The following is a 24,862-nucleotide window of genomic DNA, read 5'->3' as shown; positions in this document are numbered from 1 at the left end:
ACACAAACCCAAGGAGAGAAAGTGCGAGTTTATTACAGTTTATATGGTCATCTGCTCAACAAAGAGAGGCTGTATAAAGGGTTTAAAAAGGTAAAGAAAGCGAAAGGCGCGGCTGGAATAGATGAGCAGAGCCTGAGCGACTACGCCGAAAATCTGAGTGATAACCTCGATCAACTCCTCTCTGAACTCAAAACCAAGCAATACAAACCTCAGCCAGTCAAACGAGTAGAGATACCCAAAGAAGACGGAGGGGTACGATTGCTTGGGATCCCAACCGTTAGGGACAGAGTTGTCCAACAAGCACTCAATGATATCCTCACCCCCATCTTCGAAGAGCAATTTCACCCATCAAGTTTTGGGTATAGACCGAATCGAAGTTGTCACGATGCAATCAACAAATCCACGATGTTTATCCGCCGATACGGATTACAGCACGTCGTAGATATGGACTTGTCGAAGTGCTTTGACAAACTCGACCATGAGTTGATCCTCAAGAGCATCAGAAGGCGAGTCACAGATAGCAGCGTGTTAGAGCTGATAAAACAGTTTCTGAAAAGTGGCGTGATGATAGACGGTAGTTGGCAGGAGACAGAGCTAGGAAGTCCACAAGGTGGTGTTATCAGTCCTTTGATTGCCAATATCTACCTTGATGCGTTCGATCAGGAAATGCGAAAGCGTGACCATAGGCTCGTTCGTTATGCGGATGACATACTCATCTTTTGTCGTAGCAAGGCAGGAGCAGAGAATGCCCTTGCACAAGCGACGAAGATCCTAGAAGGAGAGCTTAAACTCACAGTGAATCAGACGAAATCACATATAGCGCACAGCCGTGATGGCGTGAAGTTCTTAGGTGTAGAAATCGGGAGTCAATTTACCCGCATTCAAACTAAGAAACTGAAAGGGTTCAAAAGTAAGTTAAAGCGACTGACAAAGCGAGGTGCGGTAAGCCACTTGAGCAAGTCATAAAAGCTTTAAACCCAGTGTTAAGAGGGTTCAGTCAATACTTCAGGATCACCAATAGCAGCAGAGAGTTTCAAGGTTAGCAGGGTGGCTACGAAGAAGACTTCGTAGTATCCAGTTGAAACTTTGGAAGAAGCCTCAACGGTTACACCGAAGGTTAAAACAGTTAGGGTATAAGCCGCCGTTCCAACATATCTCAATGACAAGTTGGGTCAGTGCAGCGAGTCCCCTATCAAGCTATGCGATGCCAAATCAATGGTTTAATGACCAAGGGTTGGTAAATCTTGGAACAATAAGGACAGGGCATGTGTTCAGCCAATATGCTGAATGGAAGTGTGCATGAGCCGTATACGAGGTCCGTACGTACGGTTCTGTGAGAGGGATGAGGCGGTAACGCCTCACCCTACTCGATGTTTTGGTGAAACCTCGACAAGAATCTTAGAACAGACCTAACTGCTGCCCACTGACTCTCTCAAAATCTAAACCGATGAAGGGCAAAATAGCCTCTGCTACCGGTTTAATCTGTTTGTCAATGTAATGCTGATAATCGATACCACTCTTTAAATACTCTTTCGGCTCAGGGCCACTCAGAGTAATCAGATATTCAATACGGCCTTTGTTTTGGTATTGAAGTGGACGACCAAGCTGAGCGTTGATCTCGTCGGCTAATCTTGCGGCGCGAACTTGTGGCGGAATGTTCTTATGGTACTCATGCAGTTTACGACGCAGACGCTTCTGATAAACCAATAAATCATCGTGCTTACCTGCTGAAGTCTCATCAACAAACTGTCTCACGTAGTCGGTTGGGTCTTGATCGTGAAACACCATCTCATACAGATTTTGTTGGAACTGTTGCGCCAACGGTGTCCAGTCTGTGCGTGCACTCTCAAGCCCTTTGAAAATGATCCTCTCTTGGTCGCTTTGATTGATTAAACCTGCATAGCGCTTCTTCGAGCCAGTTTCTGAACCTCGAATGGTTGGCATCAGGAATTTGCGATAGTGAGTCTCATATTCCAATTCAAGTATCGAGGTTAGGTTGTAGGTCTCTTTGAGGTGATTCGTCCACCAATCATTAATGTAAGCGACAAGTTCATTCCCAACCTCGTCGGCTTGTTGTTGATCATAACTGTCATTCAGAGACACGAAGGTTGAATCGGTGTCGCCGTAGATCACTTGATAGCCTTTATCTTCGATAAGCACTTTGGTCTGCTTCATGATTTCATGGCCACGCATGGTGATCGATGAGGCTAGGCGAGTATCAAAGAAGCGACAACCAGATGAACCTAACACACCATAAAAGGAGTTCATGATGATCTTAATCGCTTGAGAAAATGCCTTTTCGTTGTTCTTCTTTGCTACATCACGAGCAGCCCACAAGTTCTCGATCATCTCAGGCAGAAAGTGCTTAGAGCGATGGAATTGACCACCGCGGAAACCATCAACGGCTTGGTCTTCAGCTGGGCCTAGTTCCAACTTCAACCCTTCGATAAGGCCCATTGGGTCAATCAAAAACGAGCGAATGATTGATGGATATAGGCTCTTAAAATCGAGCACCAATACAGAGTCATAAAGGTTAGGAATCGAATCCATCACGTAGCCACCGGGGCTTGCGATCCAATTCTCAGGCTCTAAGTTAGGCGCGACATAACCTGCTCTGTGGATTTGAGGCAGATATAAATTAGTAAAGGCAGCAACAGAACCGCCGACACGATCAAGTTCGACACCGGTCAATCGCGAGCGCTCAATCGCAAAATCGAGTAGGTGAGTATGTTCGAAGATTCGGTTTACCAACACACAGTCTTGAAGGTTGTACTTAGCGAGTGAAGGCTTATCGAACTTAAACATCCGGTTGATCTCATCCATGCGGTCATGAACGTTGTGGATGTCTTTGCCTTCGCCGAGTAGCTCTTGCGATACCGACTCTAGCGACCATGAGCGGAAGTGATAAGTTGCCGTTTTAAGCATATCGATACCATCCAAGACAACACGGCCTGGAATCGTGATAAAGCCTTGCTGGTTTTGTGCAGAGCTACGAAAGAAGCTGGGTTGATTGTCTCGACCAATAGTGAGCTTCACTTCATTCCATTCCGAACGTTTGTGCAGCAGCCTAAAGTCGAAATCAATGACATTCCAACCAATGATGATGTCAGGGTCAAACTCGGAGAACCAAGCAATCATGGCTTCGAGCAGTACTTTTTCGTTGGCAACCCATTGGATGTTAGTGTCTGCTTGTTGCGGTTCGCCGACCATGATCACTCGGCTATCCATTGGACTATCTAAGCCGATGGAGTAAAGCACACCTTTCTCTGAACACTCTATATCCAGTGAGACCACCGACAAGCTAGGTAAGTAGTTTCCTGAGCGGCATTTTGCGTTTGAGACTCTTCGATGCTGATTCTTTTGTACTGCTGTGCCTGTGAACTCAATACTTCCTTTGATAAAGCGTTCCATCAAGAATCGGTCAGCGAGTCGAATGTCGCTTTCAAAGGTTTGGATTTCTTCGTTATGGAAGGCTTGCGCTAAGCCGAAGCTGCTTCTTGAAAGCGAGGTGTAACAAGCCGCGAGAGGCGTTTGTTCGAAGGTCGCGAGGTCTAAAGGCTTAAATTGGCAGTCTATCGATTCTTTGGCCGCAATAGTCTGACACGCTGTTACATCAGATTGAGCGACAAAAAAAACAGGCTTTTCATTTTGAATGGTCAGCAGAGTAGGGCCTTGAGGGGTACTTAGCCACAAATCGATTTGTGTGCGCCCTGAAAAATCTCTTGCTTGTCTAGTGAGTACAAAGCCTTGCTGAATATCCAATGTAGTAACCTATTGAAACTGGGAATCGAATACTACCATCTAGCGCCGGATTCCGCACAATAGGCTGGACAAATAGTCATTAATTTATCGTTAATAGCATTGAATAACGGGACGATATAGGCAAAAAAGTGAAATTGTCACGAATGGTTATTCAATGGTATTGAAAATATCTTTATCTTGTGTGATTTTATTGGGTGTTGTTTTAACTAGTTGATTTTTACCAAAAGCTTGTTGTTTTAGCTGGCTTATTTATAAATAAGTACTTGCTAAAGTTCGTGTTTCAGCACATATTCAACAGAGCTTTTTTTTACTAATTAAGTTAAGATGTACTCAATGCTGCGATCCACTGTTCCTTTGTTCAATTGTTTCAAACAGATGAAACGACACAGTGGTTGCAGAGCCAATTAATAGTGTGGAGATACAAGTTTGATAAATGTTTTCCTTGTAGATGATCACGAGCTGGTTCGCACAGGGATACGACGTATTATTGAAGACGTCCGTGGAATGAACGTAGCAGGGGAAGCTGAAAGCGGTGAAGATGCTGCAAAATGGTGTCGTACTAACAATACTGACGTTATTTTGATGGATATGAATATGCCTGGTATTGGTGGCTTAGAAGCAACCAAGAAAATCTTGCGTTTCAACCCTGATATTAAAATCATCGTTTTAACTGTTCATACGGAAAATCCGTTTCCAACTAAAGTGATGCAAGCTGGAGCTGCAGGTTACCTTACTAAAGGTGCAGGTCCGGATGAAATGGTAAATGCAATTCGAGTGGTTAATAGTGGCCAACGATACATTTCACCAGAAATTGCGCAGCAGATGGCATTGAGCCAATTCTCGCCTGCGTCTGAAAATCCATTCGCAGACTTATCTGAACGTGAACTTCAAATCATGATGATGATTACCAAAGGTCAGAAAGTGACGGATATTTCAGAACAACTCAATCTAAGTCCTAAGACAGTCAACAGTTACCGCTACCGTTTGTTCAGTAAATTGGATATCAGTGGCGATGTAGAGCTGACGCACTTAGCGATTAGACATGGAATGTTAGACACTGAGACCCTTTAACACTGAGATCGTATAGTGACCAACTTGTTTGACTCAGTCTCATTCCTCAAGACAGTAACAGAGCAGCCCGGCGTTTATCGAATGTATAACGCCGAGGCTGTCGTTATTTACGTCGGTAAAGCTAAGAACCTCAAAAAACGCCTTTCCAGTTATTTCCGTAAAAAAGTCGATAGTGAAAAAACACGCGCTCTCGTCAGCAATATTGACAAGATTGATGTCACTGTAACGCACACGGAAACTGAAGCTCTTATTCTTGAGCACAACTACATCAAGCAGTATCTACCGAAATACAACGTACTTCTGCGTGATGATAAGTCGTACCCTTATATTTTCATTAGCGGTCACAAGCATCCTCGTTTGTCGATGCACCGTGGTGCTAAAAAGAAAAAGGGTGAATACTTTGGTCCTTATCCTGACTCCGGCGCTGTGCGTGAGACGCTACACCTAATCCAAAAAATCTTTCCTGCTCGTCAATGTGAAGACACGGTTTATGCCAACAGAACGCGCCCATGCTTGATGTATCAGATTGGTCGTTGTGCTGCGCCATGTGTTAGCTCGATTATCTCTGATGAAGAGTACAGTGAGCTTATCGACTATGTTCGTCTGTTCCTGCAAGGGAAAGATAAGCTGGTGCTAGAGACGCTCATCGAGAAGATGGACACGGCCAGCCGAGAGCTTCGCTTTGAACAAGCCGCCGCTTTCCGCGATCAAATCCAAGCGATTCGACGTGTGCAAGAACAACAGTATGTATCTGACGACTCTATGGAAGATATGGATGTGTTGGGCTTTGCTCAAGAGAATGGCGTGGCGTGCATTCATATCTTGATGATTCGCCAAGGCAAAGTCTTAGGTAGCCGAAGCCACTTCCCTAAGATTCCAAACAATACGGTGCGAGAAGAGGTCTTTTCGAGCTTTTTAAGCCAGTATTACTTAGCGCATAATGAAGCGAGAACCATTCCAACTCGTTTGATTCTGAATGCGGATTTAATGGAAGACGTCACACCGATTCAAGAAGCTTTGTGTGAGGTTGCGGGCCGTAAGATCCACTTCAACACCAACCCTTCTGGTACTCGTGGTCGTTACCTTAAACTGTCGAACACTAACGCGTTAACGGCGATTACGACCAAGATTAATCACAAGATGACCATCAATCAGCGCTTCAAAGAGCTGCAAGAAGTGCTGTCGATGGATGCGATTAAACGCATGGAATGTTTCGATATCAGTCATACCATGGGTGAAAGTACGATTGCGTCTTGTGTGGTGTTCAATCAAGAAGGTCCTGTTAAGCCGGAATACCGCCGTTACAATATCACGGGCATTACCGGTGGTGATGACTACGCTGCAATGGCACAGGCGCTTGAGAGACGTTACTCGAAGCAGCTTGATGTAGACAAGATCCCAGACATCATCTTTATTGATGGTGGTAAAGGGCAGCTTAACCGCGCTCACGAGATTATTTCCCAATATTGGGGTGATTGGCCGTTTAGACCGAGAATGATGGGTATCGCGAAAGGGGTGACCCGTAAACCTGGTTTAGAGACTCTAGTGACCCTTGAAGGGGAAGAGTTTAATTTGCCTAGTGATGCACCAGCGCTGCACCTTATTCAACATATTCGAGATGAAAGTCATAATCATGCGATTGCAGGGCACCGAGCGAAACGTGGTAAAACGCGCAGAACCAGTGCTTTGGAAGGAATTGAAGGGGTAGGACCTAAGCGTCGTCAAGCTTTGCTGAAATATATGGGTGGCTTACAAGAACTTAAGCGTGCAACTGTCGAAGAAATAGCCAAAGTGCCGGGCATTAGTCATTCTTTGGCAGAAAACATTTATCAAGCATTGAAACAATAGTAAAAATCCCGCACCATTAAAGCGCAATTAATAAGAGCCCAATAATATGCGTTTGAATATACCTAACATTTTGTCCTTACTGAGACTATTTTTGATCCCAGTATTCGTTGTTGTTTTTTACCTACCTTATCAATGGGCTCCTTTTGCTGCTGCGATGGTGTTTTGGGTGGCAGGTTTTACTGACTGGCTAGATGGAATGCTTGCTCGTAAGCTAGGGCAAACATCTCGCTTCGGCGCATTTATTGACCCAGTGGCCGATAAAGTGCTGGTGGCTACGGCTCTTATTCTGATTACTGAACACTATCACTCGATTTGGATAACTATCCCAGCGGTGACCATGATAGCTCGTGAAATTATCATTTCAGCGCTTCGCGAATGGATGGCTGAAATCGGCAAACGCGCAAGTGTTGCGGTATCTTGGGTTGGTAAAGTCAAAACGGTTTCTCAGATGTTCGCTCTTTGGGTACTTATCTGGAGATACGACGACTGGATGGTGTGGGTCGGTTACATTGCACTGTATGTCGCAACCGTTCTTACGTATTGGTCAATGGCGCAATACTTGATGGCTGCCAAAGATGATTTGTTAGACGAAAAACACCATTGATGAAGAAGCGAGCTGAGGCTCGCTTTTTTGATCTTTAACCTAAGGCTAAGTTATCAATACTGGATATCTAATGTGATATAGATCTCCTTTGAATAACCTGCTCACAGTGTCTTTTGCACATAAAGTCAGCTATTTGGCCTGTTTCGTATGAAATCTATTCAAACGAATTAAAAATACAAAAATAATATTGACTCAATCGTCTGAATCCGTAGAATGCATCCCGTACCCAAGAGGATGGCAATGAGCGATTCGATTGGAGTTACTAAGGCGCCTTGGCAGAGTGGCTATGCAGCGGATTGCAAATCCGTGGACCTCGGTTCGACTCCGGGAGGCGCCTCCATTCTCTCTTTCATTTTAGAAAGTTGATGAATGAAAATGCGATACTAGCTCAGTTGGTAGAGCGCAACCTTGCCAAGGTTGAGGTCATCGGTTCGAACCCGATGTATCGCTCCAAATTTTGTAATGTTGATTGGCGTCAGCATTAAGATGGTGTTTTACTTTTCAGTAATCGGCATCGCAATAAAGAATTGCGTGCCCTGGTGGTGGAATTGGTAGACACAAGGGATTTAAAATCCCTCGACGTTCGCGTTGTGCCGGTTCAAGTCCGGCCCGGGGCACCATCTATTAAAGTCTTTATCTCGATAAAGCAAATGCGATACTAGCTCAGTTGGTAGAGCGCAACCTTGCCAAGGTTGAGGTCATCGGTTCGAACCCGATGTATCGCTCCAAATTAAAAAGCCCGAACAGAAATGTTCGGGCTTTTTGGTTTCTGGTGTTTAGCTTTTACGTTTAAGAACTCTTCTTGTTCGAGCTCGAGCTCAAAATTTATATCTATATCTATATCTATATCTATATCTATATCTATCTCAAAATTTCGCAATCAAGTTTGTTTCGACAAGTTAGTTTTAAAAAGCGAGATTCCCTATGAACTCGTTCCTCGTACTAGGGAATGACGCCAAGACCTCAAAGCCTCTCTAGCAACGTTTGTAACTCCATGTCGTCATCTCGGGCATGAGGGACGAGCGAACCGGGGATTTACTTACGGTCTGCTGATTAACTTGTGTTTAATTCATCGCATCAGATAGCTTCTTGAATAAAGGAATGCAACGATATGTTGTAAGGGGTTACCTATGAACTCGTTCCTCGTTCTAGGGAATGACGGAAAGGTACAATGCCTTAAAGCCTCACAGCTTCTCTAGCAACGTTTATAACCCCACACCGTCATCCTCGGGCGCGAGGAACGAGCGAACCGGGGATCTCTGTCATGAAAGGCTGTGTTGATGATATTTTCAACGATCTTTCCGTCACTTCCGTTATTTATTAAGCCATCATTAAAAACTATTGATAGTTCGTTTCACTTTATGTTACTTTCCCGCGCAATCTCGGAATGACCGATGCTCAAAAAGAGCCGTGATTGCTTCTGGGGGATACGCGTGATGACCATTCTTGCTGATTGGGACATTACGTAGGGTAGGTATTGGCTAGTCCTTTAGCTGATAGACGGGATACTTATGGCGCAGTTCGCCATGTTAATGGGAAACCCAACATTGAACACACTAACTACAACATTGCTAATCAGCTCTGCATTTCCAAAGGGACCAGCTCGTCATAGCTGCCCGATCCTGCAAAAATGTCCAATTCTTCAAAACAGTAGCATTACTGAACCTTGAGCTTTCGCTAACAATTTTTCGCTGTCTTAAGACGGCCTAATTTCGTATTCGTCATTTGACTTATGCGAGCGTACAGCTATATCTCATTTCTAGACAATACGCGTGCTTCACCATGAACTCTCTATAAATAAACAGAGGGTCGGTGTGTAATTACGTCTGATGGAGGTGAGTATGAACACATTCAAGGGGACTTTTATGACTACCGCCTTTGAAGTCGATATCAATACTATCGCAAATTCATTTTCAACTATGGTTCCTATCGTAGAGGGAAAGTACGACCTAACACCTGATGCTATTTTGCTAGAGCAAGAACAGCATGAGTCGGATGTTCGTTCTTACCCAAGACGCCTGCCTATTGCTATTAAACGAGCATGTGGCGCTTTAGTTGAAGATACTCGTGGCCAACTCTTTCTCGATTGCTTAGCCGGTGCAGGTACACTTTCTTTGGGTTATAACCACCCAGAGATTAACCAAGCACTTAAAGACCAACTCGATTCCGGTCTGCCATACCAAACTCTGGATATCACGACTCAAGCAAAAGAGACGTTTATCAAGCGAGTTAAAGCTTTTCTTCCCCAAGACTTTTCAGATAACTCGGTTCTTCAATTCTGTGGCCCATCAGGCGCGGATGCGGTGGAAGCGGCAATCAAGCTAGCGAAGCAAACCACAGGTCGTAACACCATGTTTGCTTTCCGTGGTGCTTACCACGGCATGACCAACGGCACCATGGGCATGATGGGTAATCTCGGCACTAAAGAACGTCGTAGCGGCTTAATGTCTGATGTGCACTTTATGCCTTTCCCATACAACCTACGCTGCCCGTTTGGCATTGGTGGTGAAGCGGGTGCTAACGCAAGTATTCGTTACATCGAACGTATGTTGAACGATGATGAGTCTGGCATCATGAAACCGGCTGCGATGATCGTTGAACCTGTGCAAGGTGAGGGCGGTGTGATTCCTGCTCCTATGTCTTGGTTACAAGGTTTACGTCGCATCTGTGATGAACACGGTATCCTACTGATTTTTGATGAAATCCAGTGTGGTGTCGGCAAAACAGGTCATCGATTTGCGTTTGAAGAGTCAGGCGTTAACCCTGATATCTTATGTCTGTCTAAAGCGATTGGTGGCGGACTGCCAATGTCGCTGCTTGTATTCGATAAGAGCATCGATACATGGAAAGCGGGTGAGCACACGGGTACTTTCCGTGGTAACCAACTGGCAATGGTGTCTGGTGCGAAAGCGTTAGAAATCATCGAGCGAGATGGTTTGGTTGAACACGCAAACATTGCAGGCCAATACCTACGTCATGGGTTAGAGAAGATTCAATCTCGCGTGAACTGTATTGCTGAGGTTCGTGGTAAAGGCCTAATGCTTGGCGCTGAAATCAAGCAACCAAACGGTGAACTTAACAAATTTGGTGAGCCGAAGTCAGACGGTGAACTCACCCTCGCGATTCAACGCGCAGCACTAGAGCGCGGTTTGATGGTCGAGAAGGGCGGTCGTGATGGCTCTGTGATTCGCTTCCTACCACCGATGATTATCTCTTTCGAGCAGATAGACTTTGCACTGCGCGTGATGGAAGAAGCCATTATTGCTGCTGGCGGAGGTGTTCAAGAAGATCAAGCTTCAAGTGAGCAAGCAAACCAAGAGTGGAAAAAGCACTTCATTCACACCGGCCTAGGCGGTAGCGACGAATTCTCAAACGTAATGAACCAAACCACTCAAGCAATGAAAGCCGTTTTTGAGCAGGTTGAAACGCCATACTCAGGTCTAGAACCAAAAGTACTAGAGGCAGCTATCAAGGCTGTCGACCTAGATAACAACCAACACGCTTTGGTTGACGTTGTAGATAGCACTGCAGACCTTGTCGCTGCTAACTCCATCTTTGTGCAACACCCTGACTGTATTGCACACCTTCATACTCCTCCTCTTATGGCATCGGTAGCGGCGGAATCCATTATCGCGGCTCTGAATCAATCAATGGATTCATGGGATCAAGCATCGGCTGCAACTTACGTTGAACAGCATGTGGTTGATTGGATGTGTGAAAAGTACCAACTTGGCGAGCAAGCGGACGGTGTTTTCACCAGTGGCGGCACGCAAAGTAACCTAATGGGCTTATTGCTAGCGAGAGACTGGGTTGCGGATAAGCACGATGGTCACTCAATCCAAAAGATGGGTTTACCAGAGTATGCAAGCAAGCTGCGTATCTTGTGTTCAAACAAATCTCACTTCACGGTTCAAAAATCCGCTTCATTGCTTGGTTTAGGCGAGAGCGCGGTGTGTTGTGTTGAGACCAACGCAAACGGCACCATCAAACCTGATTTGTTGGATGCAGAAGTCAAAGCACTTAAAGCTCAAGGCCTGATTCCTTTTGCGGTGGTTGGTACGGCAGGTACTACTGATCATGGTGCTATCGACGACCTTGATGCGATTGCAGATATCGCAAACCAACAAGGCCTTTGGTTCCATGTCGATAGTGCTTACGGTGGCGCACTTATCTTGAGTAGCCACAAGGCTCGCTTACAAGGTATCGAAAAAGCGGACTCTGTGAGTGTCGATTTCCATAAGCTTTTCTACCAAACAATCAGCTGCGGCGCGGTGTTGTTGAAAGACAAAGCGAACTTTAAGTACCTTCTGTATCACGCAGATTACCTAAACCGTGAACACGATGAGCTACCGAACTTAGTCGACAAGTCTATCGCGACGACCAAGCGCTTTGATGCATTGAAAGTCTTCATGACCATGCAAAGTGTTGGTCCAAAGCAGTTGGGTGATATGTACGACCATCTTCTTGAGCAAACGCTAGAAGTGGCAGACCTAATTCAAAACCAAGCGGACTTAGAGCTACTCGCGGAGCCTTCACTATCAACAGTGCTGTTCCGATCTAAGCCGTCAGCAAACGGTGAGCTAGATTTAGACAAACTGAATCAAACGCTAAGACTGGAAGCGCTGACTCGTGGTGTTGCGGTATTGGGTGAAACGGTCGTGGATGGTAAGAGCGCGCTTAAATTTACTATCTTAAACCCGTGCTTAAAGACATCAGATTTCAAATCTCTAATTAACAAAATTCAAACTCTAGCCACTGAGCTAGCTGAACAACAAGGGTAATTAATACTATGGCTATTCTACAAATTGGTGCAGGCGGCGTTGGTTGGGTTGTTGCACATAAAGCAGCACAAAATAACGAAGTACTGGGTGATATCACAATCGCTTCTCGCACAATCGCGAAATGTGAAAAAATCATCGAATCAATCAAAGGTAAAAACAACCTTAGAGATTCAACTAAAAAACTAGAAGCTCGTGCAGTAAACGCTGACGACGTTGACGCACTTGTTGCTCTGATTAACGAAGTACAACCAGACCTGGTCATCAACGCTGGTCCTCCTTGGGTAAACATGGCGATCATGGAAGCGTGTTACCAAGCAAAAGTATCTTACCTAGACACATCGGTAGCGGTTGACCTATGTTCTGAAGGCCAACAAGTACCACAAGCTTACGATTGGCAGTGGGGCTACCGTGAGAAGTTTGCTGAAGCAGGCATCACAGGTATTCTTGGTGCGGGCTTCGATCCAGGTGTGGTTTCAGTATTTGCAGCGCACGCGGTTAAGCACCTGTTCGATGAGATCGATACGATCGACGTAATGGACGTAAACGCTGGCGATCACGGTAAGAAGTTTGCGACTAACTTTGACCCAGAAACTAACATGCTTGAGATCCAAGGCGATTCTTTTTACTGGGAAAATGAAGAGTGGAAACAAGTACCTTGTCACTCTCGTATGCTTGAGTTTGATTTCCCTAACTGTGGTTCTCATAAAGTTTACTCAATGGCGCACGATGAAGTTCGTTCAATGAAGGAATTTATCCCAGCTAAGCGTATCGAATTCTGGATGGGCTTTGGTGATGCTTACTTAAACTACTTCAACTGCATGCGTGATATCGGCCTTCTGAGCCCTGACCCGCTAACACTGCATGATGGCACTGTTGTTCAACCTCTACACGTTCTTAAAGCACTACTGCCAGACCCAACATCTTTGGCTCCGGGTTACACAGGTTTAACGTGTATCGGTACTTGGGTTCAAGGCAAGAAAGATGGTAAAGAGCGCAGCGTGTTCATCTACAATAACGCAGACCACGAAGTGGCTTACGAAGACGTAGAGCACCAAGCGATCTCTTATACAACGGGTGTTCCAGCAATTACGGCTGCACTTCAGTTCTTCCGTGGCGAATGGGCTGATAAAGGCGTGTTCAACATGGAACAGCTAAACCCAGACCCGTTCTTAGCAACGATGCCTGAAATCGGTCTAGACTGGCACGTTCAAGAGCTAGAGCCAGGTCAAGGTCTACCTCTAATCCATACTTTGAAGTAATTCTGGCTCTTTGCCCTCGTAGCGTTGTTCATCGTGCTCATTTACATTCGTAAACTCCGCGCGATGTCCTAACTACAAGGGGAAAGTTCTGCGAATTCAATCCAAAGTTATCGGAATGACGAGAACATATAATTACAAGCCGATGCTGTTGCGCCGGCTTTGTTCGATTATCATGTGCCTTCGTGAACGCGAGGGCCGCAAGGTATTAACATGCAAAACAACGAACTAAAAACGCCGTATTTCATGATCAACGAAGACAAGTTGATTGCGAACTTAGAGAAAGCCAAGCAGCTGAAAGAGATTTCAGGTGTGAAGCTGGTATTGGCACTGAAGTGTTTCTCTACATGGGGTGTGTTTGACATCATCAAACCTTACCTCGACGGCACGACAAGCTCTGGCCCATACGAAGTGAAACTTGGTCACGAAACCTTTGGCGGAGAAACGCACGCTTACAGTGTGGGCTACAGCGAAGATGACGTGAAAGAAGTCGCGGATATTTGTGACAAGATGATCTTCAACTCGCAAAGCCAATTCGAAGCGTACCGTCATATTGTTGAAGGAAAAGCGTCGCTGGGTTTACGCCTAAATCCGGGCGTAAGCTACGCAGGACAAGACTTAGCAAACCCTGCGCGTCAATTCTCTCGTTTAGGTGTTCAAGCTGACCACATTAAGCCAGAGATCTTCGACGAGATTAATGGCGTGATGTTCCACATGAACTGTGAGAACAAAGACGTTGATGCCTTTATCGGTTTGCTTGATTCAATCTCAGAACAGTTTGGTGAGCACTTAGATAAGTTAGATTGGGTGAGCATGGGCGGTGGTGTGTTCTTCACTTGGCCGGGCTACGATATCGAGAAACTGGGTCTTGCTCTAAAAGCCTTCTCTGAAAAGCACGGCGTACAGATGTACCTAGAGCCGGGCGAAGCCATTATCACGAAAACAACAGACTTGGTTGTGACAGTGGTGGATATTGTTGAGAACGAAAAGAAAACGGCGATTGTGGATTCAGCAACTGAAGCACACCGTCTTGATACGCTTATCTACAATGAACCAGCATCGGTATTAGAAGCCTCTGAAAACGGCAGCCATGATTACGTGATTGGTTCGTGTTCGTGTCTGGCGGGCGATCAGTTCTGTGAAACAAGCTTTGATGAGCCGTTGAAGATCGGTCAAAAGCTTCACCTGTTGGATAGTGCAGGTTACACCATGGTGAAACTGAACTGGTTCAACGGCCTGAAGATGCCATCTATCTACTGCGAGCGCAGCAATGGTGATGTTCAAAAGCTGAATGAATTTGGCTATGAAGACTTTAAACGTTCATTGTCACAATGGTCGGTTAAGTAACTGAACATCGCATCAGAACAATAAAAAGAGCAGCCGATGAGCTGCTCTTTTTGTTTCCATATAATGCTTAGTTTGTGTCGTTAAGTACTAACAACTAACAACTAACCCTCAATCATCACTCGAGTATCTTCGCTGAGAGTTTCTAGCTCATTAACCACGTCATCAATTTGCACTTCGATTGGCAGCTTAACCGCTATTTTAGAAGTGAATAGGCTTGAGCTTACACCGCCACCACCCGCGATAAATACTCGGTGACAGTCCATATCGAGAATACTGATGCCTTGTCTATCCAATACATGAGTCACTTCATTAACGATACCTGCTCGGTCGTTTGAGTCGAGTCTTAGGTGATGGATTGTGTCTTGCACGTTGTGTGAATGGTCTGAATCGACAAACTGCACGATGAGATCAGGATTAGCGCTGAAGGCCTCTTTAACAATCGATTCGTTGATGGCTGGAAGTTGAACCTTGAGTACGCCTGCGACTTGGTCTTCAATAAAATTCACTTTACTGATGAGCCATTTCCCGTCGTTTTCGTGAGTAACCGCAGCAAGTTGTTTGATTGTTGCTGGTGATGCTTTTCCGATAAAGTTTACGATAAATGTACTGTTCATATCAGCCCCCAAAGTCTCAATAAATCGTTGCTAATTAAATGTTTGATATCACGCGATAAAGTTCTTTAATTTCAGTGTAGAAGGTTACATCGAACAATGTTTGACCTGTGTCAATTTTTGAAACTAAGCTGTGATGCAAAAAAAGAGAATGAAGAGTAGGGCACAAAAAAAGCGGCTAGAGAGCCGCTTTTTAGAAGAGTTTTGTTTTTACGAAAGTAATCAGGTCGCTGTATTAGAAGGTTACTTTAAAGTTCATACCAACAAACTGAGAATCGTAGGGTGCGCCAGCATCGTATGCGAATCGAGCTGCGTCTTGGTTATCCCACCAAGGGTTAGTATTCAGATTAACTTCTGCGTCACCGCCCCAGGCATCACTTACCCAGTAGTGGATGTGTCCAACAGGGTTTAGGAAAAAGAGAGACACATCACCCATGGTTTGAGAGCCCATCACTTCGCCGCCTGAAGCAATGATGTCTTGCTCTGCTTCTAGCATCATTTCACCAACAACCGCACCGAAGAATGGAGTGATGAACAGATCTTGCCATGATGGTACTTCAGCAAACGCTTCTACGCCGTATTCCCAGAAGAACGTCGACATGGTCCAAGAGTATAAGAAAGACTCAAACTCATCGTAACCTGCGTGTCGAGCCGCGGTATAGTAAACACCACCAAAATATGGGTGCATCACGTAGTTTAGGAAGTGTTCATCGCGGTCCCATACTGGGCCGTCAGACACGTTATCTTTCCACTTTTTACCTAATGAGCTGATGTCACGTTGGTCATCGTCCCACTTAGTGATACTTTCAGGGAGTAGAGTCATCAAACCTACCGTAGCGACACTTAAGCCCAAAATGGTGTAGGTTTGGCCCATTAGGTAGTCCCAATCCTTCTCTTGACTCACCAACATGTGTTTTGGTTGTTGGATTGAGAAGTCGTACTCGTCACTTGATTCGCTCAGTGCGTAATTGGTATTAGGCTTGTAGGTGTACAAGCTATCATTAACACAGTAATCTTGAGCACATTCATCCGAATAAGAAAGGTTGATTGGCTGGTCGAAGTCGTATTGGCTTGCAACCGAGTTAACTGACATTAGCATTGAAAATGCAGCAGTAACCTTTGCTAGTAACGGTGATTTGGCCACAAGGGTCTCCATGAGAAGTTAAGAATTGATCAGAGTCACAATTATCTATTAAACGCCTGATTTAGGGAACTAATAATTTATCGCTTTTCCTAAGAAAACCTTAGATTTAACATTATTAATATTTGTGAAAAGCTGAAATGTCTCAAATTCAACCATAGACCAGTTTATGAATAATGCAGTGTCTTTTTATGACCACAAGGGATAGAAATATGACGAAAATCGCAATGTTAAGCACAGGTGAAGAAGTTCTTCACGGAGACATTGTAGACACAAACGCAGCTTGGATGTCTGGTGAGTTTTATCAGCATGGTTTTGCTCTTGCGAAACGTTCCACTGTGGGTGACCAAATGAGTGCTCTGGTTGAAGAACTGCTGATGCTGAGCTTTAACTATGATGTGGTTATCGTCAATGGTGGTTTAGGGCCGACAACCGATGATATGAGTGCAGCCGCCGCTGCCGCTGCTTCCGAGCAAAAGTTAGTCATGTTCCCTGAATGGCTCGCTCGTATGGAAGAGATGTTTTCAGGACGTGGCATGCCGATGCCTGACAGCAACCTTAAGCAAGCCTTGCTGCCAGCAAGCTCTGAGATTGTCGATAACCCTGTTGGCACCGCATGTGGCTTTAAGCTGAAAATCAACGATGCGACTTTCTATTTCACGCCGGGAGTGCCGAGTGAATTCAAGCGTATGGTGACCTTTGAAATCCTGCCTGATTTGTCACGCACGTATCCTCAAGTTGTTGCCTCAGAATGCAGTCGCTTGTTTACGTTTGGCTTATCTGAGTCGGGTATCTCGGATGTATTAGACCAATTAAAGCTGCCTGAAGGTTATGAGTTGGGCTATCGCTCTTATCTACCCTTCATTGAGGTAAAACTGTTTGGGCCTAAGTCTGGCTTAGAAACGCGCGTTAAACTGCTACAAATGGTGTACAAGCTGTTAGAGAGCAACGTAGTCAGTGTTGATGAACCGATGATTGATCATATTGGCCACATCATGGCAGAGAGAAAGAAAACCTTATCTGTATCTGAAGTGTCGACCAAAGGTGCGCTTTCGGCTTGGCTACAATCGAATGAGCAAGTTGAAGATTGCTTCGGTCACTCTTGGGTGATGGCTGAACCAAAAGAGAGTGAACTCGAAAAGAGCGACCCACTAGCGGCGACTTTTGCCTTAGCGGGTGCAACCAGAGAGAAGTGCGGGACGGAATTGGCCTTGGTGACGGGCAAGTTAGAAGGCAATACATTCAGTATCGCGCTATCGAGCGAAGCGGGTGAGTGGGGACAAGTGCTCGAGTTCTATCGCCAATACAATCGTGAAGATGCACGTACCATTATCAAAACCGTAGCGGCAGATATGCTGAGAAGACACTTAGATAGCAAACCTATGTTTGGTGACTATTCTTCACTAAAACGCGTGAAGGATATGTTTATCCCTTCGGCTATCATCAAGTAAGCTGCTCTTATCGTTAACCAAGTTTTCTTGAGCCAAGACCTCTTGAACTAAGGTTAAAACAGAACAAATAAAAAGGCCCCACATCCATATGGTTGTGGGGCCTTTTGTTTACCTAGTCTTCTAGATAAGCCAACAATTGGCGAATAGCTTTGTAGCTAGCACTTAAACTGAGTAAGTGATTACAAACCGCTTGTCATGTGTAGGCTGTAGAACAAGCCACGGCCGATTAACTCTGAAGCTAAGAACAGTACTAATGCTAGGCCTAGGTTTACTGGGTTCACTTTTGCTTTGTTCAGCATAGGTAGAATCCAAATCAGTAAGCTTGCCATCAGTAATGCAACTTGAAGAATCACATAGCTGCCTAAACCGTCAACCAACTCAGATGCTTTTGCTGCTGAAGTTTGGATGTCGCCGATTAGGTCCAGTTTGCCTACTGTCACAAGTAAGCTGATCGCAACCGCAATCACAGCCAGCATGGTGATATTACGGTCAACCGTAAAGCGGCTATCGTTTGCGAACACAATCACGAACTGAGACAGCAGCAAGCCACCCACAATCATCGTCATGATGAAGCTCAGTGGTGTGTAGATGTTGTCCCATGTAGGTACTGTATTGATCATGTATACGTTGATCATCGCGTACATGAAGATAACACCCAGCACCATAGCGCCAACCATCAGTGCTTTCTGGATAGCCACGCCACCTTTTTTAACTACAGATAGTAGCCACTGTAGGCCGCCTACTGCGAAGAATGCCGCGCCGAAGAACACTTCGTTAGATAGCCATGCAGAACCTAGTTGGTTAAAGGCATTAAACGCGCGCAGTGGAGAGCCAAGGTGCGTTGTCGAGAACATAAAACCAAGACCCATTAATGCCCACAGAATGAACATTGGAACCTTGTAGCTGTTCAGTTTCTCTTCGTCATGACCAAGTACCAGTGCACGTGCGCCAATAAGTAAGTAACCACCCACGGCTGTTTGAGCCAGTACCGTAAAGAAGATCAAAGACCACTCATGAAAAATCATCTTACACCTCCTTCGGGTTTGCTAGGTGACCACTGGTATCGCCAGTAGGCTTCGCGTTTTTGTTCAGCTTGATCACGATGTTTGGCAGCGTTTCGGTGGAAGATGGCAGTGGCGCCACATCTGCACCAGAACCGTACTTCTCGCGAAGTGTATTAATTTCACCAAACTCCAATGCGCGAAGTGGGCAAGACTCAACACAGATAGGTTGTTTACCTTCTGAAACACGTTGGTAGCAACCATCGCATTTGGTCATGTGACCTTTCTTCGCATTGTATTGTGGTGCGCCGTAAGGACACGCATTGCTACAATGCTGACAACCAATACATACACTTTCGTCAACCACAACCAAGCCGTCTTCATCACGTTTGTGCATTGCGCCCGAAGGACACACTTTCACACATGCAGGGTTAGTACAGTGGTTACAAGCGATAGACAGGTAGTAAGAAAAGACATCTTTCTGAACCCAGGTGTCGCCATCTTGAGTGAAGCCACCACCTGCGTATTCGTATACGCGACGGTAGTTCGTTTTGATGTCTAGATCGTTATAATCTTTACAAGCAAGCTGACAGGTTTTACAACCCGTGCATTTACTTGAATCAATGTAAAAGCCGTATTGTTTCATTCCAACCTACCTTATGCTTTCTTTAGCGCTTTGATTTGAACTAGGTTTGTATGCTGAGGGTTACCCTTAGCAAGTGGACTCGGGCGCTGAGTGGTCAGCACGTTGATAGAGCCTGCATGGTCGATCTTCTGACCATCGGGTGCGTACCATGCACCTTCGCCTAGTGCGACAACTCGAGGAAGAATCCTTGGTGTCACTTTCGCTGGAATATGTACTTCGCCACGGTCGTTGAAAATACTCACCATGTCGCCGCTTTCAATACCACGTTCTTTCGCATCGATTGGGTTGATCCACAACTCTTGCGGTGCCGCAGCTTTGATCTCTGCAACGTTGCCGTAAGTTGAGTGCGTACGAGCCTTGTAGTGGAAGCCCGTTAGCTGAAGTGGGTACTTCTCTGCTAGTGGATCGTTATGACCTTCAAAAGAATCTGCGTAAATCGGAAGTGGGTGAATCACTTCATCTTCTTTCAGCTTCCACGTTTTCGCGATATCAGCTAGTTGCTCTGAGTAAATCTCGATTTTGCCACTTGGTGTAGTCAGTGGATTCGCTTCAGGGTCTTTACGGAAATCTTCGTAAGCGATGTAGTGGTGGTCGTAGCTACGCTTGTAGATACCCAGCTCTTTCATCTCTTCGAAGGTTGGCAGTGTTGGATCGTTCTTACGAGTTTCCGCGTAAAGGTGCTCAATCCATTGTTCTTGAGTACGACCTTCTGTGAACTCTTTTTCAACGCCCATGCGCTTAGCAAGTTGCGTACACATCTCGTAGATAGATTTTGCTTCAAACTGAGGCTCAATCGCTTTTTGTGCGTAGATGAAGTAAGGCATGTTCGATGCTTTACCATCCATACACCAGTCGTCTTGTTCTGATGTGGTTAAGTCAGGCAGGATGATGTCGGCGTATTTCGCAGAAGACGTCATATGGTTATCAACCACAACAATCATTTCACATGCGCTTTCATCTTGAAGGATCGCGTGCGTCTTGTTGATGTCTGAGTGTTGGTTGATGATGCAGTTACCTGCGTAGTTCCAGATCATCTTGATTGGGTTCTTAAGGCGCTCAGCACCGCGAACACCGTCAGTGATGTCTGTCATCTCGTGGTGACGGTGAATTGCGTCTGTCCACATGAACATTGAAATTGATGTTTCAACAGGGTTTGGAACAGTCGGGAAGCGAACAAACGGAATGTTGATGTCACTTTCACGAGCACCTGTTGAACCGCCTGATACACCGACAGAGCCAGTGAGTAGCGACAGCATTGCGATTGCACGACAAGCTAGCTCACCGTTCGCAGTACGTTGTAGACCCCAACCTTGGTGGATAGCACACGGTTTCGCTGTGCCCATCTCACGGCCAAGCTTAACGATAGTATCAACCGGAATGCCTGTGATCTTAGAAGCCCACTCTGGTGTCTTCTCTACGCCATCTTCACCTAAACCTAGGATGTAAGATTTGTAGTCACTGTTTTTAGGCGCTGATGCAGGAAGGGTCTTCTCATCGTAACCGACACAGTATTTGTCTAGGAACGGTTGGTCGACTAGGTCTTCAGTAATCATCACATGCGCAAGACCCGCTACCAATGCAGCATCCGTAGAAGGACGAATTGGGATCCACTGATCTTCACGGCCACCGGCAGTATCGGTGTAGCGTGGATCGATGATGATCGTTCTTGCGTTTGATTTGTTTTTGCTTTCTACGTAGTGGTGGATCAGACCGCCGCCAGACATACGAGTCTCAGCAGGGTTGTTACCAAATTGGATGTTAAGCTTAGTGTTCTCTAAGTCAGAGAAAGAGTTGTTGTTTGCCCAACCACCGTAGGTGTAGCTCAAGCCTTTCGCGATTTGCGCTGTTGAGTAGTCACCATAATGGTTTAGGTAACCACCACTTAGGTTCATTAGACGCGCAATCAGCGTCTGAGCTGGTGGCCAAGACTTAGTTACCGTACCACCAAGTGTACCTGTACCGTAGTTTAGGTAGATAGTGTCGTTACCGTAATCTTTGATAAGGCGTTGCATAGTGCCAGCGACTTCATCATAAGCCTCTTCCCAACTAATACGCTTAAACTTACCTTCACCACGTTTGCCCACACGTTTCATTGGGTATTTCAGGCGATCTGGGTTGTAAACACGGCGACGCATAGAGCGACCACGTAGACACGCACGTACTTGGTGATGACCGTATTCGTCAGTACCCGTATTGTCTGTTTCTACGTATTTGATTTCACCGTTTTGTACATGCATACGTAACGGGCAGCGTGAGCCACAGTTTACTGTACATGCACTCCATACGATTTTCTCATCCACATTCTCAGCAACCGCAGCCGCTACTGGTTTGGATTTGAAAGGTAAAGCGATACCGCCCGCGAGTGCGGCTGCACTACCTACCGCCGAAGAAGCTTTCATGAAGCCTCTTCGAGTAAGATTCATTACCCCAGATTCTTTCTTATTCGTCATTCTAAGATGCCTATTGTTATTGATAGCTAGCACTTTATAGGTAGTTTGGCTTCTATATTTTTATTTCTAAATATTGATTGATTGGCATCAAATAAGAGCGAAATTTAAATGTTATGAATCGAATGTATAAAATAGATCAAAGAATCTAGTTGGTGTATTTATATAATCGTCGTTAAACCAATTACGGTATAAATAAGAATGATTATTGATACGCATAAATTGCTCGGTTCATTATTTTATCAAGCAACAAATAAAGAACAGTTATTAGATATTGTTCAGGCACTAGTAGAGAGCCAAGTCTTATCAGAAGATTGCTTACTGGCACTTCAAAACGAACAGGAAGATGCCTTAGCTGCAGAGTTTAGCCGCTTGTTTGAAGGCGTTGGAGACATGCCAGCTCCGCCTTGGGGCTCTGTGTACCTAGATAAAGACCGTGTGGTGTTTGGTGCATCGACTGTGGAATATCGACAGTTTCTAGAATTAAACCAAATTGAATTGGATACAGGTTTAAGAGAGCCAGAAGATCAATTTGGTTTAATGTTATTCGCTCATGCGTATTTGTTAGAAAACAATAATGTTAATTCAGCTAGTGAATTACTTGAGTGTCACTTATTACCTTGGTCTTCTGTTTATTTAGATAAATTAAATACAGCATCAGATTTATCATTTTATAAGAAGCTATCAAGTGATGTAATAAATTGGCTTAATCAATTAACATCTGAATATAATTTAAACGTTGCCACTAAAAAGTTATATATCGACTAATGTCTGAGCAAATAAATTCAAATAGGCGTGGTTTCTTAACTCGACTCTCTAAGCCAGTTAAAGCGGCTGCAAGTTATGAAGAGAAATCACAGCGCATACATGCTAGGCCACCTAGGGCTGTCGATGAGGTGCTGTTTGAGCGTCTTTGCGACGGTTGTGGGTTGTGCGAGCAAGCGTGTCCGAATAGCGTTATTGAGATGCTAGAGGGCAGTGCGCTACTGAATTTGGATTACAACAGTTGTTCGATGTGTAATAAGTGCAGTGAAGTGTGTCCGACTGGCGCGCTGCATCAAACCGTGACGTCTTATATCGACTTGAAGCCCAGCTTTGCTGATAGCTGCAATAACTACATGCAAATGGACTGTAATGCATGCCAAACCGCGTGTTCTGTCGGTGCGATACACATTGAAGTAGGAGAGTTGCCTACGGTCGTTCAAGATAAGTGCAATGGCTGTGGAGAGTGCCGAAGCGCTTGTTACATTGGCTCTGTGACTTTGAACCTGACTCAACAGTAACCATCTGGTTTGGCTTGGTGGTCGAGAGCTAAAGACACGAATAGAAAAAGGGTCCGCATTCCAAGAGGAGGCGGACCCTTTTTAATACTTATCATCTTTGATGAAGCGTTTGAACTTACATGATTCTTCTAAAGCGAAAGCAAATGAAACTAAGCAAGCTAACTTAAACCGAATAGCCTTAGGCGCGCTTTTGTTTGCTTCTGTGAATCACGTTACTTAGCGACAAATCGGTTTTTGCTTTGCAGATGCATGGCAAAATCTCATCGCCTTGTGTGTAAGCCATAGCAAAACCAACGTACTCAACTTCACCAGAATCCAACGTACATCGGCATGCGCCACAGTGACCATCTCGGCAGTTGTATTCTGGTTCTAACCCAGCTTGTTCCATTGTTTCCAACAGAGTATTTGAAGGGTTAGATTCAATCGAAGTCAGCTTGTTGATTTTGATTGTTGGCATTACAGCTCAAATCCTTCAAAGTCGTCAGCTTTTACTTCGTTGTCGATTTGACCAACTAGGTAAGAACTGATTTCAGCTTCTTGTGGAGCAACTTGTACGTTATCTGAAGATAACCAAGCGTTGATCCATGGGATTGGGTTCGATGTCGCTGCTGGGTAAGCAGTACCTAGACCAACCGCTTGCATACGAATGTTGGTAATGTACTCAACGTATTGGCAAAGAATGTCTTTGTTCAGACCAATCATAGAGCCGTCTTTGAATAGGTATTCTGCCCATTCTTTCTCTTGCTCTGCTGCTTCTTTAAATAGGTCGAAACATTCTTGCTTGCACTCTTCAGCGATTTGCATGAATGCGAAGTCGTCTTGACCGTTACGTAGCAAGTTGATCATGTGCTGAGTACCAGTCAGGTGAAGCGCTTCATCACGAGCGATTAGCTTGATGATTTTAGCGTTACCTTCCATTAGCTCACGCTCAGCGAATGCAAATGAACATGCGAAACTTACGTAGAAACGGATTGCTTCTAGTGCGTTTACCGACATTAGACATAGGTAAAGTTTCTTCTTCAGGTCGTGAAGTGAAATCTTAACGTCTTCGCCGTTGATGCTGTGGTTGCCTTCACCGTAGCGGTGGTAGTCAGCCGTTAGCTTGATTAGGTCGTCGTAGTAGAAAGCGATGTCTTTAGCACGCTTAAGGATCTCTTCGTTTTCAACGATGTCGTCGAATACTACGCCTGGATCATTCACGATGTTACGGATGATGTGCGTGTAAGAACGAGAGTGAATCGTTTCAGAGAAAGACCAAGTCTCAATCCAAGTTTCTACTTCTGGTAGTGATACCAATGGAAGTAGGGCAACGTTCGGACTGCGGCCTTGGATAGAATCTAGAAGTGTTTGGTACTTCAGGTTAGAGATGAAGATGTGCTTTTCATGCTCAGGAAGCTTGTTGTAGTCGATACGGTCGCTAGACACGTCAACTTCTTCTGGACGCCAGAAGAAAGAAAGCTGCTTCTCGATAAGCTTTTCGAAGATTTCGAATTTCTGTTGGTCGTAACGAGCAACGTTTACCGACTGACCCAAGAACATTGGTTCTTTTAGTTGGTCATTTTTTTGCTGAGAAAAAGTACTGTAAGCCATAAATGCCTCAAATCCTTTAAAGA

The 24,862-nt window shown here is 45.1% G+C and carries 17 protein-coding genes, 4 tRNA genes and 1 pseudogene; 14 read left to right on the top strand and 8 right to left on the bottom strand.

Annotated elements, in window-relative coordinates; genetic code table 11:
* Positions 1-21: 21 nt before the first annotated feature.
* Positions 22-1,303, top strand: a pseudogene (gene ltrA / locus ITG10_RS01290) (group II intron reverse transcriptase/maturase).
* 95 nt (positions 1,304-1,398) lie between these two features.
* Here the strand turns inward: ltrA and ITG10_RS01285 are convergent.
* Positions 1,399-3,762, bottom strand: a complete 2,364-nt coding sequence (locus tag ITG10_RS01285) for a DNA polymerase II (RefSeq protein ID WP_017633115.1) — start codon at positions 3,760-3,762, stop codon at positions 1,399-1,401.
* A gap of 426 nt (positions 3,763-4,188) precedes the next feature.
* On the opposite strand from ITG10_RS01285, the gene uvrY reads away from it, so the two are divergent.
* The 10 genes from uvrY (at position 4,189) to nspC (ending at position 14,669) form a co-directional block, all read left to right on the top strand.
* A complete protein-coding gene (uvrY, locus tag ITG10_RS01280; RefSeq protein WP_026084475.1) occupies positions 4,189-4,833 on the top strand; it encodes a UvrY/SirA/GacA family response regulator transcription factor in 645 nt (214 codons plus the stop codon).
* Positions 4,834-4,848: 15 nt separating this feature from the next.
* Positions 4,849-6,681: an excinuclease ABC subunit UvrC gene (gene uvrC / locus ITG10_RS01275; RefSeq protein ID WP_102432892.1), complete on the top strand. Its 1,833-nt coding sequence runs from the start codon at positions 4,849-4,851 to the stop codon at positions 6,679-6,681.
* 46 nt (positions 6,682-6,727) lie between these two features.
* Entirely contained in the window at positions 6,728-7,285 is a 558-nt protein-coding gene (pgsA, locus tag ITG10_RS01270; RefSeq protein ID WP_017061490.1) for a CDP-diacylglycerol--glycerol-3-phosphate 3-phosphatidyltransferase, read from the top strand.
* A 266-nt stretch (positions 7,286-7,551) separates the two neighbouring features.
* Positions 7,552-7,625, top strand: a tRNA-Cys gene (locus tag ITG10_RS01265).
* 37 nt (positions 7,626-7,662) lie between these two features.
* A tRNA-Gly gene (locus ITG10_RS01260) sits at positions 7,663-7,738 on the top strand.
* Positions 7,739-7,818: 80 nt separating this feature from the next.
* Positions 7,819-7,905 (top strand) — tRNA-Leu (locus ITG10_RS01255).
* Between the two features lie 32 nt (positions 7,906-7,937).
* A tRNA-Gly gene (locus ITG10_RS01250) sits at positions 7,938-8,013 on the top strand.
* 1,113 nt (positions 8,014-9,126) lie between these two features.
* Positions 9,127-12,066, top strand: a complete 2,940-nt coding sequence (locus tag ITG10_RS01245; protein WP_248386637.1) for a pyridoxal phosphate-dependent class III aminotransferase — start codon at positions 9,127-9,129, stop codon at positions 12,064-12,066.
* 8 nt (positions 12,067-12,074) lie between these two features.
* Positions 12,075-13,325: a carboxynorspermidine synthase gene (locus ITG10_RS01240; RefSeq protein WP_017632077.1), complete on the top strand. Its 1,251-nt coding sequence runs from the start codon at positions 12,075-12,077 to the stop codon at positions 13,323-13,325.
* A 210-nt stretch (positions 13,326-13,535) separates the two neighbouring features.
* Positions 13,536-14,669, top strand: a complete 1,134-nt coding sequence (gene nspC, locus ITG10_RS01235) for a carboxynorspermidine decarboxylase (RefSeq protein ID WP_017632076.1) — start codon at positions 13,536-13,538, stop codon at positions 14,667-14,669.
* Positions 14,670-14,770: 101 nt separating this feature from the next.
* Here nspC and ITG10_RS01230 read toward each other — a convergent pair whose 3' ends face one another.
* On the bottom strand, positions 14,771-15,283 hold the full coding sequence (locus ITG10_RS01230; RefSeq protein ID WP_017632075.1) for an ACT domain-containing protein: 513 nt from the start codon (positions 15,281-15,283) through the stop codon (positions 14,771-14,773).
* A gap of 232 nt (positions 15,284-15,515) precedes the next feature.
* Positions 15,516-16,424 (bottom strand): DUF3943 domain-containing protein, encoded by a 909-nt coding sequence (locus tag ITG10_RS01225; RefSeq protein WP_017632074.1) that lies wholly within the window; start codon positions 16,422-16,424, stop codon positions 15,516-15,518.
* Between the two features lie 209 nt (positions 16,425-16,633).
* Here ITG10_RS01225 and ITG10_RS01220 point away from each other — a divergent pair, with 209 nt between their 5' ends.
* A complete protein-coding gene (locus ITG10_RS01220) occupies positions 16,634-17,872 on the top strand; it encodes a CinA family nicotinamide mononucleotide deamidase-related protein (protein ID WP_017632073.1) in 1,239 nt (412 codons plus the stop codon).
* A 179-nt stretch (positions 17,873-18,051) separates the two neighbouring features.
* Here the strand turns inward: ITG10_RS01220 and ITG10_RS01215 are convergent, their stop codons facing one another.
* From ITG10_RS01215 to ITG10_RS01205, 3 genes are read right to left on the bottom strand one after another with little or no spacing between them, the layout of a single operon-like run.
* On the bottom strand, positions 18,052-18,897 hold the full coding sequence (locus tag ITG10_RS01215) for a DmsC/YnfH family molybdoenzyme membrane anchor subunit (protein ID WP_017632072.1): 846 nt from the start codon (positions 18,895-18,897) through the stop codon (positions 18,052-18,054).
* A 1-nt stretch (position 18,898) separates the two neighbouring features.
* Positions 18,899-19,519, bottom strand: coding sequence for a DMSO/selenate family reductase complex B subunit (locus ITG10_RS01210; RefSeq protein WP_004733360.1), 621 nt, complete (start codon positions 19,517-19,519; stop codon positions 18,899-18,901).
* 11 nt (positions 19,520-19,530) lie between these two features.
* Positions 19,531-21,969 (bottom strand): DmsA/YnfE/YnfF family dimethyl sulfoxide reductase, encoded by a 2,439-nt coding sequence (locus ITG10_RS01205; protein ID WP_017632071.1) that lies wholly within the window; start codon positions 21,967-21,969, stop codon positions 19,531-19,533.
* A gap of 198 nt (positions 21,970-22,167) precedes the next feature.
* Here ITG10_RS01205 and ITG10_RS01200 point away from each other — a divergent pair, with 198 nt between their 5' ends.
* Positions 22,168-22,734, top strand: a complete 567-nt coding sequence (locus ITG10_RS01200) for a molecular chaperone TorD family protein (RefSeq protein ID WP_017632070.1) — start codon at positions 22,168-22,170, stop codon at positions 22,732-22,734.
* Positions 22,734-23,249, top strand: coding sequence for a ferredoxin-type protein NapF (napF, locus tag ITG10_RS01195; protein WP_017632069.1), 516 nt, complete (start codon positions 22,734-22,736; stop codon positions 23,247-23,249). The genes ITG10_RS01200 and napF overlap by 1 nt, the downstream gene beginning before the upstream one ends.
* A 178-nt stretch (positions 23,250-23,427) precedes the next feature.
* Here napF and yfaE read toward each other — a convergent pair whose 3' ends face one another.
* Together yfaE and nrdB are read right to left on the bottom strand one after the other, a co-directional pair.
* The gene (yfaE, locus tag ITG10_RS01190; RefSeq protein WP_017632068.1) at positions 23,428-23,706 is read right to left on the bottom strand and encodes a class I ribonucleotide reductase maintenance protein YfaE; all 279 of its coding nucleotides are present in this window, start codon (positions 23,704-23,706) and stop codon (positions 23,428-23,430) included.
* Entirely contained in the window at positions 23,706-24,839 is a 1,134-nt protein-coding gene (gene nrdB / locus ITG10_RS01185; RefSeq protein WP_017632067.1) for a class Ia ribonucleoside-diphosphate reductase subunit beta, read from the bottom strand. Before nrdB ends, yfaE begins: the two co-directional genes overlap by 1 nt.
* Positions 24,840-24,862: the final 23 nt, after the last annotated feature.

Source organism: Vibrio sp. ED004, assembly GCF_023206395.1.
Lineage (GTDB): Bacteria > Pseudomonadota > Gammaproteobacteria > Enterobacterales > Vibrionaceae > Vibrio.
The sequence above is the reverse complement of the archived record's forward strand: the minus strand, read 5'-3'. Positions and strand labels throughout refer to the sequence as shown.